13 protein-coding genes are annotated in these 12,684 nt (G+C 66.1%); 8 read left to right on the top strand and 5 right to left on the bottom strand.

The genetic code is table 11. From position 1 onward, the window contains the following. Positions 1–39 precede the first annotated feature (39 nt). The 4 genes from FBY20_RS06150 to FBY20_RS06135 are packed head-to-tail and all read left to right on the top strand — an operon-like array spanning position 40 to position 3,929. Positions 40–1,029, top strand: a complete 990-nt coding sequence (locus tag FBY20_RS06150; protein ID WP_008158681.1) for an ABC transporter permease — start codon at positions 40–42, stop codon at positions 1,027–1,029. Next, positions 1,029–1,943, top strand: a complete 915-nt coding sequence (locus FBY20_RS06145) for an ABC transporter permease (RefSeq protein WP_056321125.1) — start codon at positions 1,029–1,031, stop codon at positions 1,941–1,943. Before FBY20_RS06150 ends, FBY20_RS06145 begins: the two co-directional genes overlap by 1 nt. Positions 1,944–1,950: 7 nt before the next feature. Next, entirely contained in the window at positions 1,951–2,937 is a 987-nt protein-coding gene (locus FBY20_RS06140; RefSeq protein WP_056321127.1) for an ABC transporter ATP-binding protein, read from the top strand. Next, on the top strand, positions 2,934–3,929 hold the full coding sequence (locus tag FBY20_RS06135; RefSeq protein ID WP_062840340.1) for an ABC transporter ATP-binding protein: 996 nt from the start codon (positions 2,934–2,936) through the stop codon (positions 3,927–3,929). Before FBY20_RS06140 ends, FBY20_RS06135 begins: the two co-directional genes overlap by 4 nt. A 51-nt stretch (positions 3,930–3,980) precedes the next feature. Here the strand turns inward: FBY20_RS06135 and FBY20_RS06130 are convergent, their stop codons facing one another. Then, positions 3,981–4,499, bottom strand: coding sequence for a hypothetical protein (locus tag FBY20_RS06130; RefSeq protein WP_056321133.1), 519 nt, complete (start codon positions 4,497–4,499; stop codon positions 3,981–3,983). Between the two features lie 220 nt (positions 4,500–4,719). On the opposite strand from FBY20_RS06130, the gene FBY20_RS06125 reads away from it, so the two are divergent. From FBY20_RS06125 to FBY20_RS06110, 4 genes are all read left to right on the top strand, one after another. Next, positions 4,720–5,640 carry a DMT family transporter gene (locus FBY20_RS06125; protein ID WP_142050737.1) on the top strand — a complete coding sequence of 307 codons (921 nt, stop codon included), beginning with the start codon at positions 4,720–4,722 and terminating at the stop codon, positions 5,638–5,640. 92 nt (positions 5,641–5,732) lie between these two features. Next, positions 5,733–7,406: an energy-dependent translational throttle protein EttA gene (gene ettA / locus FBY20_RS06120; protein ID WP_056321139.1), complete on the top strand. Its 1,674-nt coding sequence runs from the start codon at positions 5,733–5,735 to the stop codon at positions 7,404–7,406. 180 nt (positions 7,407–7,586) lie between these two features. Further along, the gene (locus tag FBY20_RS06115; RefSeq protein ID WP_062840342.1) at positions 7,587–8,120 is read left to right on the top strand and encodes an isochorismatase family protein; all 534 of its coding nucleotides are present in this window, start codon (positions 7,587–7,589) and stop codon (positions 8,118–8,120) included. A 192-nt stretch (positions 8,121–8,312) separates the two neighbouring features. Further along, positions 8,313–8,537, top strand: coding sequence for a glycine zipper 2TM domain-containing protein (locus FBY20_RS06110; protein WP_056321146.1), 225 nt, complete (start codon positions 8,313–8,315; stop codon positions 8,535–8,537). 89 nt (positions 8,538–8,626) lie between these two features. Here the strand turns inward: FBY20_RS06110 and minE are convergent, their stop codons facing one another. The 4 genes from minE to FBY20_RS06090 all read right to left on the bottom strand — a co-directional run bounded on the left by minE (position 8,627) and on the right by FBY20_RS06090 (position 12,675). After that, a complete protein-coding gene (gene minE / locus FBY20_RS06105) occupies positions 8,627–8,884 on the bottom strand; it encodes a cell division topological specificity factor MinE (protein ID WP_006217654.1) in 258 nt (85 codons plus the stop codon). A gap of 3 nt (positions 8,885–8,887) precedes the next feature. Then, on the bottom strand, positions 8,888–9,703 hold the full coding sequence (gene minD / locus FBY20_RS06100; protein WP_008158705.1) for a septum site-determining protein MinD: 816 nt from the start codon (positions 9,701–9,703) through the stop codon (positions 8,888–8,890). Between the two features lie 142 nt (positions 9,704–9,845). Further along, positions 9,846–10,748, bottom strand: coding sequence for a septum site-determining protein MinC (gene minC, locus FBY20_RS06095; RefSeq protein ID WP_142050734.1), 903 nt, complete (start codon positions 10,746–10,748; stop codon positions 9,846–9,848). Positions 10,749–10,908: 160 nt separating this feature from the next. Next, positions 10,909–12,675 (bottom strand): glutamine--tRNA ligase/YqeY domain fusion protein, encoded by a 1,767-nt coding sequence (locus FBY20_RS06090; protein ID WP_128830049.1) that lies wholly within the window; start codon positions 12,673–12,675, stop codon positions 10,909–10,911. Between the last annotated feature and the right edge of the window lie 9 nt (positions 12,676–12,684).

Genomic DNA, 12,684 nt, shown 5'->3' with positions numbered 1-12,684 from the left:
GGGACCTACCCGGTTCCGCCGTCTTGCTTTTTTCCGCCTATGTTCGCTTTCATACTGCGTCGCCTGTTGCAGGCCGTAGCGGTGATGCTCACCGTCGCGCTACTGGCCTTCGTGCTTTTTCAATACGTCGGCGACCCTGTCACCATCATGCTGGGACAGGACGCCACCGATGCCGAGCGCATCGAACTGCGTGAACGCCTGGGCCTGAACGAGCCCGCCATCGTTCAATTCGGCCATTTCGTGGCCAACGCCGTGCAGGGCAATTTCGGCATCTCCCTGCGCCAGAGCGAACCCGTTTCCACCCTGCTGAAATCCCGCCTGCCCGCCACGCTTGAGCTGTCGATGGTGGCTGCCTTGCTGGCGCTGGTCGTGGGCGTGCCGCTGGGCGTGTACACCGCGCTCAAGCGCAACAGCCTGGTCTCGCAGATGCTGCTGGCCGGGTCGCTGCTGGGCGTGTCGCTGCCGACCTTCCTGATCGGCATCCTGCTGATCCTGGTGTTCTCGGTGCAACTGGGCTGGCTGCCCAGTTACGGGCGCGGCGATACCGTCAGCCTGGGCTGGTGGACCTCGGGCCTGTTCACCGCCACGGGCTGGAAGCATCTCATCCTGCCGTCCATCACGCTGTCGCTCTTCCAGATGACGCTGGTGCTGCGGCTGGTGCGCTCCGAAATGCTGGAGGTCCTGCGCTCGGACTACATCAAGTTCGCGCGCGCCCGGGGCCTGAAGCGCCGCGCCATCCACTTCGGCCACGCGCTCAAGAACACGATGGTGCCCGTCATCACCATCACCGGCCTGCAGCTGGGCGGCATCATCGCCTTCGCCATCGTGACCGAGACCGTGTTCCAGTGGCCGGGCATGGGCCTGCTCTTCATCCAGGCCGTCCAATTCGCCGACGTGCCGGTGATGGCCGCGTACCTGTGCCTGATCGCGCTGGTGTTCGTGGTCATCAACCTGATCGTCGATCTTCTGTATTTCGTCGTGGACCCGCGGCTGCGTTCCGGGCTGACTCGCGGCGGGGGGGCTCACTGATGCGCGCCGTACTCAAACGCTGGTGGGACAGCGACATTGCCTGGGCCTGGCGCCGGGCGCCCGTGGCCATCGTGGCCACTCTGTTGCTCGCGGCCCTCCTGATCGGCTCCTTCGGGGCCGGCTGGGTCGCGCCGCACAATCCGTTCGACCTGACCAAGGTCGAACTGCTGGACGCGCTGCTGCCGCCGGCCTGGGAACCCAACGGGCAGGCCACGTACCTGCTGGGCACCGACAGCCAGGGCCGCGACCTGTACTCGGCCATCCTGTACGGCACGCGCGTGTCGCTGCTGATCGGCCTGGCCTCGGTGCTGCTGTCCATGCTGATCGGCATCGTGCTCGGGCTGGTGTCGGGTTATGCCGGGGGCCGCATCGACGCCTTCATCATGCGTGTCGCCGACGTGCAGCTCTCGTTCCCCGCCATCCTGATCGCGCTCCTGATCGACGGCGTGGCGCGGGCGGCGGTGCCGCGCGAGATGCACGAGATCATCGCCTTTCCGGTGCTGATCGGCGCCATCGCGCTGGCCGGCTGGCCGCAGTACGCCCGCACGGTGCGCGGTTCGACGCTGGTCGAAAAGAACCGCGAATACGTGCAGGCCGCGCGCGTGATCGGCGTGGCCTCGCCCGTCATCATGTTCCGCCACGTGCTGCCCAACGTGCTGGGTCCGGTGCTGGTGCTGGCCACGGTGCACCTGGCCACCGCCATCATCACCGAGGCGACGCTGTCGTTCCTGGGGGTGGGGGTGCCGCCGACCGCGCCGTCGCTGGGCACGCTGATCCGGATCGGCAACGATTTCCTGTTTTCCGGAGAGTGGTGGATCACCATTTTCCCGGGCGCGGCGCTGGTGCTGCTGGTGCTGTCGGTCAACCTGCTGGGTGACTGGCTGCGCGATGCGCTCAATCCGCGACTGAACTGAGGTAACCATGAGCGCATTACTCGAAGTCCGCAACCTGCGCGTGGAATTTCCCACGCGCCGCGGCACGCTACGCGCCCTGGACGATGTGTCCTTTTCCATCCAGGCTGGCGAAGTCCTGGGCGTGGTGGGCGAATCCGGCGCCGGCAAATCGCTGACCGGCGCTTCCATCATCGGCCTGCTCGAACCGCCGGGCCGCATTGCCGCCGGCGAGATCCTGCTGGCGGGCCGGCGCATCGACAATCTGCCCGACGAACAGATGCGCCGCGTGCGCGGCCGCGAGATCGGCGCGGTGTTCCAGGACCCGCTGACCTCCCTGAACCCGCTGTACACGGTGGGCAGGCAACTGGCCGAAACCATCGTCACGCATCTGGACATGACGTGGTCGCAGGCGCGCAACCGCGCGGTGGAACTGCTGGCGTCCACTGGCATTCCCGCCGCGCGCGAGCGCATCGACCACTACCCGCACCAGTTTTCCGGCGGCATGCGCCAGCGCGTGGTGATCGCGCTGGCCCTGGCCGCCGAGCCGAAGCTTGTGGTGGCCGACGAACCCACCACCGCGCTGGACGTGTCGATCCAGGCGCAGATCATCGAACTGCTCAAGCGCCTGTGCCGCGAGAACGGCACGGCCGTCATGCTGATCACGCACGACATGGGCGTGATCGCCGAGACCGCCGACCGCGTGGCGGTGATGTACGCCGGCCGCGTGGCCGAGATCGGGCCGGTGGCCGACGTGATCCACAAGCCGCGCCACCCCTACACGGCGGGGCTGATGGGGTCCATTCCCACGCTCGAAGGCCACATCGAGCGGCTGGTGCAGATCGACGGCAGCATGCCGCGGCTGAACGCCATTCCCCCGGGCTGTGCGTTCAACCCGCGCTGCGGCCAGCGCCTGCCGCGCTGCGCGCACGACCGCCCCGAGCTGATGCCCGCGGGCACGTCGCGCGCGGCCTGTTGGCTGCATGACAAAGGCAATACGTTGGAGGTGGCCGCATGAGCACGCCCTTGGTTCAAGTAAAGGACGCGGCGCGGTGGTTCGACGTGTCGCCGCCCTGGCTGGAGCGCACGCTGGCGCGCAAGCCCAAAGTGATGCTGCGCGCGGTGGACGGGGTGTCGTTCGACATCGCCCGCGGCGAGACGCTCGCATTGGTGGGCGAATCCGGCTGTGGAAAATCGACGGTCGCCCGCATGCTGGTGGGGCTGTACGGCCTGACCCGTGGCGACATCCAGTTCGACGGCCAGCCGCTGTCGCGCATGTCCGAGTCGGGCGGCCGCGCCTTGCGCAAGCGCCTGCAGATGATCTTCCAGGATCCCTATGCCAGCCTGAATCCGCGCTGGCGCGTGGGCCGCATCATCGCCGAGCCGATGCTGACCCACACGCAGATGACACAAGACGAGCGCGTCGCGCGCGTGGGCGATCTGCTTCGGCAGGTGGGGTTGGACCCGGCGGACCAGGGCCGCTATCCGCACCAGTTCTCGGGCGGCCAGCGCCAGCGTATCTCGATTGCGCGGGCGCTGGCGGTCAATCCGGAGTTCCTGGTGTGCGACGAGCCCACCTCGGCGCTGGACGTGTCGGTGCAGGCGCAGGTGCTGAACCTGATGAAGGACCTGCAACGCAAGCTGGGGCTGACGTACCTGTTCATTTCCCACAACCTGGCCGTCGTGCACCACGTGGCCGACCGCGTGGGGGTGATGTACCTGGGGCGCATGGTGGAAGTGGCGCCCCGCGACGAACTCTTTGCGCGGCCGCGGCATCCCTACACGCGGATGCTGCTCGAGGCGATTCCGGACATCAACGGCGCGGGCAAGCCGCGCACGGCGGTGGCGGGCGAGGTGCCCAATCCCCTGAATCCGCCGTCCGGCTGCACCTTCCATCCGCGCTGCCCGCACGCCAATGACCGATGCAAGGCGGAGGCGCCGGCCGCGAAGCTGGCGGGGGTGTCGATCGTGGCCTGCCATGCCGTCGAGGAAGGCCGGATCACGGTGTGATCCTGCCGCCGCCGCGGACCGGGCGCCTGCCCGGGCTGCGGCGCGCCGCGCTCAATGGCGGTGGTTGTGGACGTCGTCGTAGGGCGTGTCGTCGTCCTCGTCGTCCGCGTCGTCGTCCTCTTCCTCGTCTTCTTCGTCCGGATCGGGCTGCGGTTCCTCGGTCAGGGCGAAAGGCAGCACTTCCTCAAGGTTGTCGGACCAGGCGGACTCTTCGCCGTCGTGGTCCAGCTTGATGAAGCGCTCGCCGTCGTTCAGCGAGATCTGGATCGCCCACAGGTACAGGCAGTCGTAGGTGTCGTCATCGGACTGCGGCAGGCCGCCGCGGTTGCCGAGCAGGCGCGCGCCCGGCCCGCCCATCTGCACGTGCGTCTGTTCCTCGTCCGCCTCGGCTTTCTCGTCCATTGGGACGCCGTAGGTCACCCATTCGGTGCCTTCGTCGCCCAGCACCACTTCCGCCAGCACAGGCTTGCCCAGATAGGCGCTGAGGGCGTCCGCGGTCTTGGCCAGCATGTCCAGTTCGGGGGCGCTGAAATGGGTCAAGGAAGCGGGTGGAGTGGCAGAGGCGGACATGTTGGTTCCTGGGCGCGATGAAGCCGCGACGGCACGGCAGATACGTCAGGCGCTATTGTCGCGCGAACGGCGCTGCGTTGCATCGGGCGCTTGGATTACGAAGAAACGTGTGCGGTATCCGGATGGCGTGCTGGGGCGGCGGCATATCGGTGACATATACATCAAGGCGGACGAGGCCTACACTGGCCGGCTTTCGTCTTCCTGCCTTCCCGTTTCAAACATGCGCTCCGACGCTCCGCAGCTTCCCCTCCGCTATTTCCTGTTCCCCCTGCTGGCCGCCCTGATCTGGTCGGTCAACATGATCGTGACCAAGATGGCCGCCGGCGTGATCGCGCCCGCCGCCATCGGCTTTTACCGCTGGGCGCTGGCGGGCATCGTGCTGACCCCCTTTGCGTTGCCAGGCGTCTGGGCGCAGCGACGCCAGGTGCTGGCGCATCTGCCGAAGTTCGCGGTGCTGGGCGGACTGGGCATGGCGCTGTACCAGGGCCTCGCCTACGTGGCGGCCGCCTCGACCACCGCCACCAACATGGGTTTCATCACCGCGATGATTCCGCTCATGACCATTGCCGTCATGGCGGTCATCATGCGTGAGCGGCCCTCGGCGATGGCGGTGCTGGGCAGCCTGGTCTCGCTGGCCGGGCTGGCGCTGCTGATCGGCGAGGGCGATCCGTCCCGGCTGCTGTCGGTGGGCGCCAACCATGGCGACGTGCTGATGGGGCTGGGCGCCCTGGCCTATGCGCTGTACGGCGTGCTGCTGCGGCGCTGGGCGCTGCCGGTGGGGCCGTGGCAATCGCTGTACGTGCAGGTCGCGTTCGGCATCCTGTTCCAGCTTCCCGCCTTCCTGATGGCCGCGCCGTCGCCGCTCAATGCCGCCAACGTGCCGCTGGTGCTGTATGCCGCGGTGTTCCCGTCGCTGTTCGCGCCGTATCTGTGGATGCAGGGCGTGCGCCATCTGGGGCCCAACCGCGCCAGCATCTTCCTGAACGTCATGCCCGTGTTCACGGTGGCCATCGCGGCGCTGTTCCTCGATGAAAAGCCGCATCTCTTTCACATTGCCGGCGGTGCGCTGGCGCTGGCCGGCGTGATGCTGGCGCAGATGCGCACGCCGGGCATGCCGGGGCGCGCGGCAAAAACCCGCTGAGGCGGCATGGGGCCGGATCACGCCTGCCGCACGCCGGTCAGGGTTCCGGCCTACAATCAACGGTTTCTCAGCTATATCTCACCTACGAGCCCATGGCCCAATACGTCTACACCATGAACCGCGTCGGCAAGATCGTGCCGCCCAAGCGGCAGATCCTGCGCGATATCTCGCTTTCGTTTTTTCCTGGCGCCAAGATCGGCGTGCTGGGCCTGAACGGCTCGGGCAAGTCGACGCTGCTGAAGATCATGGCGGGCGTCGACCGCGAGATCGAAGGCGAAGCCGTGCCCATGCCCGGCCTGAACATCGGTTACCTGCCGCAGGAACCGCAGCTCAATCCCGAGCACACCGTCCGCCAGGCGGTCGAGGAAGGCCTGGGCGCCGTCGTCACCGCCAAGAAGCGCCTGGACGAGGTCTACGCCGCGTACGCGGAACCCGACGCCGATTTCGATGCGCTGGCCGCTGAACAGGCCGAACTCGAAGCCATCATCGCCGCCGCCGCTTCCAGCGGCGCGGACGACATCGAACACCAGATGGAAATCGCCGCCGACGCGCTGCGCCTGCCGCCCTGGGACGCCATCGTCGGCAAGCTGTCCGGCGGTGAAAAGCGCCGCGTGGCCCTGTGCCGCCTGCTGCTGTCCAAGCCCGACATGCTGCTGCTGGACGAGCCCACCAACCACTTGGACGCCGAGAGCGTGGAGTGGCTGGAGCAATTCCTGCACAAGTTCCCCGGCACCGTCGTCGGCGTGACCCACGATCGCTACTTCCTGGACAACGCGGCCGAATGGATCCTGGAACTGGACCGCGGCTACGGCATCCCCTGGAAGGGCAACTACAGCTCGTGGCTCGAACAGAAGGAAGACCGCCTCAAGCAGGAAGAGTCCTCCGAATCCGCGCGCCAGAAGACCATCAAGAAGGAACTGGAGTGGGTGCGCCAGAACCCGAAGGGCCGCCAGGCCAAGGCCAAGGCGCGTCTGGCGCGTTTCGAGGAACTGTCTTCCTACGAATACCAGAAGCGCAACGAAACCCAGGAAATCTTCATTCCCGTGGGCGAGCGCCTGGGCAACGAGGTCATCGAGTTCAACAACGTCAGCAAGGCCTACGGCGACCGCCTGCTGATCGACAACCTCAGCTTCAAGGTGCCGCCGGGCGCCATCGTCGGCATCATCGGCGCGAACGGCGCCGGTAAGTCCACGCTGTTCCGCATGATCGCGGGCCGCGAGCAGCCGGATTCGGGCGAAGTGAAGATCGGCCAGACCGTCAAGCTGGCGTACGTCGACCAGTCGCGCGACGCGCTGGAAGACAAGAAGACGGTATTCGACGCGGTGGCTGACGGCGCCGACCTCTTGACCGTGGGCAAGTTCGAAATGTCGTCGCGCGCCTATCTGGGCCGCTTCAACTTCAAGGGCGGCGACCAGAACAAGGTCGTGGGCCAGCTCTCGGGCGGCGAACGCGGCCGCCTGCACATGGCCAAGACGCTGATCGCGGGCGGCAACGTTCTGCTGCTTGACGAACCGTCCAACGACCTCGACGTCGAAACCCTGCGCGCCCTGGAAGATGCGCTGCTCGAGTTCCCGGGCAGCGTCATGGTCATCAGCCACGATCGCTGGTTCCTGGACCGTATCGCCACGCACATCCTTGCGTTCGAAGGCGATTCGCAAGTGGTGTTCTTTGACGGCAACTACCAGGAATACGAAGCCGACAAGAAGCGCCGCCTGGGCGAAGAGGGCGCCAAGCCCAAGCGCCTGCGCTACAAGGCGCTGAAGTAAAAGGCCGAAAGCCGATTCCTCTGGCGTCTGACACCCAGGTGGCACAGCCGTCAATTCAAGACGCCGCCGCAAGGGTGTCAGACACCAGCCAGTAGGAATACACGCCAAGCATCCCGGCCAAGCGCCGGGATTTTTTTCGGCCAGGCGTTATGCTGACAGCTTGTCCTGGGAGTCTTCACCATGCTGCTGTCCGCCACCGATTCCACCCTGCTGATCGTCGACATGCAGGGCCGCCTGATGCCTGTCATCCACGACGGCGATGCCGTGCTCAACGCCGCGCACAAGCTGGCGCAGGCGGCGCGGCTGCTTGATGTGCCGGTCGTGGCCACCGAGCACCACAGCAAGATGCTGGGCGTGACCGTGGACCCGTTGCGCGAACTGGTCCAGGCCACCTTCCAGAAGATGCACTTTTCCTCGGCCCGGGAACCGGGTTTCGACGGCTGGCTGCCAGCCTCGCGCCGCACGGTGCTGGTGGCGGGCTGCGAGGCGCACATCTGCGTGCTGCAAACCGTCATCGGCCTCGTGGAGCTGGGCTACAAGGCCGTGCTGGTCGCGGACGCGGCAGGCTCGCGCAAGCCGTCGGACCATCATGCCGCGTTGCGCCGCGCCCGCGCGCACGGCGCGGAAATCGTCACGTCGGAAATGGCGATTTTCGAATGGATGGAAACCTGCGAGCACCCGCGCTTCCGCGACGTGTTACGTCTGGTCAAATAGCGGCCCGCGCCTGCAACATCGTCCCCAGGAGAGCGCAACGATCTGCTCTCCCTTTGACACAATTCCTGGGCAAACCTAACACCATGTCCCCGGATATTTTGCGATCCTGAAGGCTCCTAACCCCAAAAAGGTCCGCGCGCTCGCGTTTGGGTTCACCGGTGCGGCCCCGGGTAAAAGAACAGGAGCTTCATCATGAAAATCGCATCGCTTTCCAAGATCTGTGCCGCCGTGGCGCTGGCTGCCACCATGGCGGGTTGTTCATCGTGGGATGGCATGAGCCATCGCCAGAAGAGTACCGTGGGCGGCGCCGCACTGGGCGGCGTGGCGGGCGCCGTCATCACCAACGGCGGCGTGCTCGGCACGGTCGGCGGCGCGGCGATCGGCGGTGTGATCGGCGACCAGGTGGGCAAGCGCTAAGCCTTCGTCGCCCCAAAAGCAACGCCCGGCAATGCCGGGCGTTTTTTTTGCGCAATGCGCGCCGGCAAGGCCGGCGCACAGCAGAGACATCAGGTCTCGTTCTGCGGCATTTCGATCTTCACTTCCAACACCTCGAGCGTGTCCTGGCGTTCCAGGTGCACCTTGATGTCTTCGGGATTGATCTTCACGTACTTGGAAATGACCGCGATCAGTTCCTGCTGGAGTTGCGGCAGGTAATCGGGGGAATCCCCGCGGCCACGCTCGTGGGCAAGGATGATCTGCAACCGTTCTTTGGCGACGGACGCGGAGGTCTTCTTTTGACCGAGCAGAAACGACAGGAAGGACATCGCTTACTTGCCTCCGAACAGGCGTTTCAGGAAACCCGGCTTTTCGTAGTCGGTAAAGCGCAGGGCCTTGTCTTCGCCAAGGTAACGGCTGACCACGTCCTTGTAGGCTTCCGAGACGTCGGTGTCTTTCAGGTGGATGGCCGGCAAGCCCTGGTTCGAGGCCTGCAGCACGGCTTCCGATTCGGGAATCACACCGATGAGCTTGATGCGCAGGATGTCTTCGATGTCGGTCAGCGACAGCATTTCGCCGTCGGACACGCGCTTGGGGTTGTAGCGCGTGAGCAGCAGGTATTCCTTGACCGGCTCGTCACCCTCGACGGCGCGCTTGGACTTGGCGGCCAGGATGCCCAGGATACGGTCGGAGTCGCGCACCGACGAGACTTCGGGGTTGGTGACCACCAGCGCGTCGTCCGCGAAGTAGGCCGCCATCAGCGCACCGGTCTCGATGCCCGCGGGGGAGTCGCAGACGATGTAGTCGAAACCCATTTCCTTCAGGTCGTTGATGACCTTTTCCACGCCTTCCTGCGTCAGCGCATCCTTGTCGCGCGTTTGCGAAGCCGGCAGGATGAAAAGGTTTTCGAGCTGCTTGTCCTTGATGAGCGCTTGCTTGAGGGTCGCCTCGCCCTGGATCACATTGACGAAGTCATACACCACGCGACGCTCGCAACCCATGATGAGGTCGAGGTTGCGCAGGCCGACGTCGAAGTCGATGACAGCGGTCTTGTGGCCCCGCATCGCGAGGCCCGCGGAAAAACTGGCGCTCGTCGTGGTTTTGCCCACGCCGCCTTTGCCGGAAGTCACCACAACAATGCGTGTCATGACGATCAAACCCTTATGTTCGAATAAATCGCGTTATCGTAAAGCAAAAAGCCCGTGTAAGGCTTCTTACAGGATGTGTTGAGATTTGAGCGGGCCGCTGCCGGGCCGCCGTCTCGCAGGATGCCGCACACAGCGCGCGGCATCAGGCCTTCAGCGCTTCGATGCGCAGCGTGTCGCCATCCAGCCGGACCAGCGCGGGCTGGTTCTGCAGCGTGCGGTCGAGCTTGTCCTCGACCACGCGATACACGCCCGCCACTGCCAGCAGTTCCGCATCCAGATGCGTCGTGAAGATGCGCGCCGACGTATCGCCGCGCGCGCCGGCCATGGCCTTGCCGCGCAGCGGACCGTAGACGTGCACGTTGCCGTCGGCGATGACCTCGGCGCCCTGGCTGACCATGCCGATCACCACCAGGTCCGTGTGGCGGGCATAGACGCGTTGCCCCGAACGCAGCGGGCGCGTGATCACCAGCGCCGAAGACGAGTGCGGCGCCGCGGCCGTCGGACTGGACGCGGACGTGGTGCTGCTGGCCGCGCGGGCGGGCAGGGGATCCGCATCGGGCGCCGGGGCGGCAGCCTGCGCATCGGCGGCTTCATCGGCCGCAGGCGCCGGCGCGGCCTGGGCCGAGGTGTCGGTGGGCGCGGGCGCGATTTCGACCGCAGCCGCGGGCACGGACGGCACCGGCGTGGCGACGTCGTTGGGCGGCGCGGTGTCCACCACGGGGGCGGGGCGCGCTGCCGGCGTGGACAGTTCGACGGGCGTCAGGCCGGCTTCGCGCGCGGCCTGCAGGTTGGCGCCTTCGGCCACCACGCCGATCGGGGGCAGGTTGTGGCCGCGCAGCGCCGCCACCAATGCCGTCCAATCGATCTTTTCCTCGACACGGCTGGCGTCGATGACGACGGGCTCGTTTTCAAAGAAGCTGCCGGCATCGGCCATGCGTTTGGCGAGCGCAGCGTTCAGGCGTTCGGGATCGGCACTATGCAAAACCACCCGGATGGCATAAAGGGTGGCGCTCTTGAAGTCCAGGGCTAGCGATTCAGTGTTCATCTTGATTTTGGCTGGCGGTCTGGACGCCGGAAAACGGCGTCCTCGACCGGCTGCGGGATGTCGGGGATGATAACCCGCCCGGGACGGCCTGCGCCGGGCGCACGGCGAAAGAAAAAGGCGCCGCAAGGCGCCTTTTCCCGGTATTGCGCGCGTGGGCGCGTCAACCCTGGGCCCAGGAATCGCGCAGGGTCACGATGCGATTGAGCACCGGCGCGTCAGGCGTCGAGTCCTTCAGGTCGGCCGTGAAATAGCCCAGGCGCTCGAATTGCCAGGTGGCGCCGGGCGTGGCCACGGTGCCGGGTTCCAGCCAGGCCGTGACGGTCTGCTTGGAGTTGGGGTTCAGGCAGGCCAGGAAGTCCTTGTCGCCGCCGTCCGGACGCGGATCGGCAAAGAGGCGGTCGTACAGGTGAATCTGGGCAGGCACCGCGTGCGCCGCGCTCACCCACGTGATGTTGCCCTTGACCTTGACGCTGTCCGCGCCGGGCGTGCCGCTCTTGGTGTCGGGCAGGTATTCGGCCTGCACTTCGACGACCTCGCCGGCTTCGTTCTTGGTAAAGCCGGTGCAGCGCACGACATAGCCGTACTTCAGGCGCACGGTGTTGCCGGGGAACAGACGGAAATACTTCTTGGGCGCTTCCTCGCGGAAGTCGTCGCGTTCGATCCACAGTTCGCGCGACAGCGGAAATTCACGCACGCCGGCCTCGGGGTCATGCGGATTGCGCGGCGCGGTGCAGGTTTCGGTCTGGCCTTCGGGGTAGTTGGTGATGACCAGCTTGATCGGGTCCAGCACGGCGACCGAACGCGGGGCGATGGGGTCCAGATCGTCGCGCACGGCCTGCTCCAGCAGGCTGTAGTCGATGCGCGAGTCGGACTTGGACACCGCGGTGCGGTCGCAGAACAGGCGGATCGACGCGGGCGTGTAGCCGCGGCGGCGCAGGCCGAAGATGGTGGGCATGCGCGGATCGTCCCAGCCGTCCACGTGGCCTTCCTTCACCAGTTGCAGCAGCTTGCGCTTGCTGGTGACCACGTAGCTCAGGTTCAGGCGGGCGAATTCGTATTGATGCGGCAGCGGCTGGGCCAGCTTGCCCAGTTCGGCCAGGCGCGCCAGGATCCAGTCGTAGAACGGACGCTGGTCTTCGAATTCCAGCGTGCAGACGCTGTGCGTGATGCCTTCCAGCGCGTCTTCCACCGGGTGCGCCCAGCTGTACATCGGGTAGATGCACCACTGGTCGCCGGTGCGGTGGTGCGTGGCGTGGCGGACGCGATACATGACCGGGTCGCGCAGGTTGATGTTGGGCGAAGCCATGTTGATCTTCGCGCGCAGCACCAGGCTGCCGTCCGGATGCTTGCCGTCGCGCATCTCGCGCAACAGCGCGATGGACTCGGCGGCCGGGCGGTTGCGCCAGGGCGAATCCGTGCCGGGTTCGGTCAGGGTGCCGCGATTGGCGCGGATCTCGTCGGCGCTTTGCTCGTCGACGTAGGCATGGCCGGCTTCGACCAGGGCTTCGGCGAACTCATACATATAGCCGAAGTAATCGCTGGCGAAATACAGGTTCTCGCGGCCGTCGGCCTTCCAGTCGAAGCCCAGCCAGTGGACGGCCTCGATGATGGCGTCGACGTATTCCTGGTCTTCCTTCTCGGGGTTGGTGTCGTCAAAGCGCAGGTGGCAGACACCGCCGAAGTCGCGCGCCAGGCCGAAGTTCACGCAGATGCTCTTGGCGTGGCCGATGTGCAGGTAGCCGTTGGGCTCCGGCGGAAAGCGCGTGCGGATGCGGGCCGGGTCCGCTTCCCCCTGCTGCTGCAAGGCCGCCGGGCCAGGCTTGCCCGCCCAGCGCTTGCCCTGGAAGCGGTTGGCTTCGAGGTCGTCTTGGACGATGTTGAGCAGGAAGTTTGATGCGGCGGGGGTCGGCGTCGTGGCGGAGGTCATTCTTGAAAG

Origin of the sequence: Achromobacter sp. SLBN-14 (assembly GCF_006715415.1) — a bacterium.
Classification (GTDB): Bacteria; Pseudomonadota; Gammaproteobacteria; order Burkholderiales; family Burkholderiaceae_B; genus Achromobacter; species Achromobacter mucicolens.
Note: the sequence above shows the minus strand (reverse complement) of the source record. Positions and strands in the feature narration are given on the sequence as shown.

Coding starts and splice junctions, on each gene's coding strand:
- FBY20_RS06150 (WP_008158681.1), top strand. CDS start 40: ATGTTCGCTTTCATACTGCGTCGCCTGTTGCAGGCCGTAGCGGTGATG.
- FBY20_RS06145 (WP_056321125.1), top strand. CDS start 1,029: ATGCGCGCCGTACTCAAACGCTGGTGGGACAGCGACATTGCCTGGGCC.
- FBY20_RS06140 (WP_056321127.1), top strand. CDS start 1,951: ATGAGCGCATTACTCGAAGTCCGCAACCTGCGCGTGGAATTTCCCACG.
- FBY20_RS06135 (WP_062840340.1), top strand. CDS start 2,934: ATGAGCACGCCCTTGGTTCAAGTAAAGGACGCGGCGCGGTGGTTCGAC.
- FBY20_RS06130 (WP_056321133.1), bottom strand. CDS start 4,499: ATGTCCGCCTCTGCCACTCCACCCGCTTCCTTGACCCATTTCAGCGCC.
- FBY20_RS06125 (WP_142050737.1), top strand. CDS start 4,720: ATGCGCTCCGACGCTCCGCAGCTTCCCCTCCGCTATTTCCTGTTCCCC.
- ettA (WP_056321139.1), top strand. CDS start 5,733: ATGGCCCAATACGTCTACACCATGAACCGCGTCGGCAAGATCGTGCCG.
- FBY20_RS06115 (WP_062840342.1), top strand. CDS start 7,587: ATGCTGCTGTCCGCCACCGATTCCACCCTGCTGATCGTCGACATGCAG.
- FBY20_RS06110 (WP_056321146.1), top strand. CDS start 8,313: ATGAAAATCGCATCGCTTTCCAAGATCTGTGCCGCCGTGGCGCTGGCT.
- minE (WP_006217654.1), bottom strand. CDS start 8,884: ATGTCCTTCCTGTCGTTTCTGCTCGGTCAAAAGAAGACCTCCGCGTCC.
- minD (WP_008158705.1), bottom strand. CDS start 9,703: ATGACACGCATTGTTGTGGTGACTTCCGGCAAAGGCGGCGTGGGCAAA.
- minC (WP_142050734.1), bottom strand. CDS start 10,748: ATGAACACTGAATCGCTAGCCCTGGACTTCAAGAGCGCCACCCTTTAT.
- FBY20_RS06090 (WP_128830049.1), bottom strand. CDS start 12,675: ATGACCTCCGCCACGACGCCGACCCCCGCCGCATCAAACTTCCTGCTC.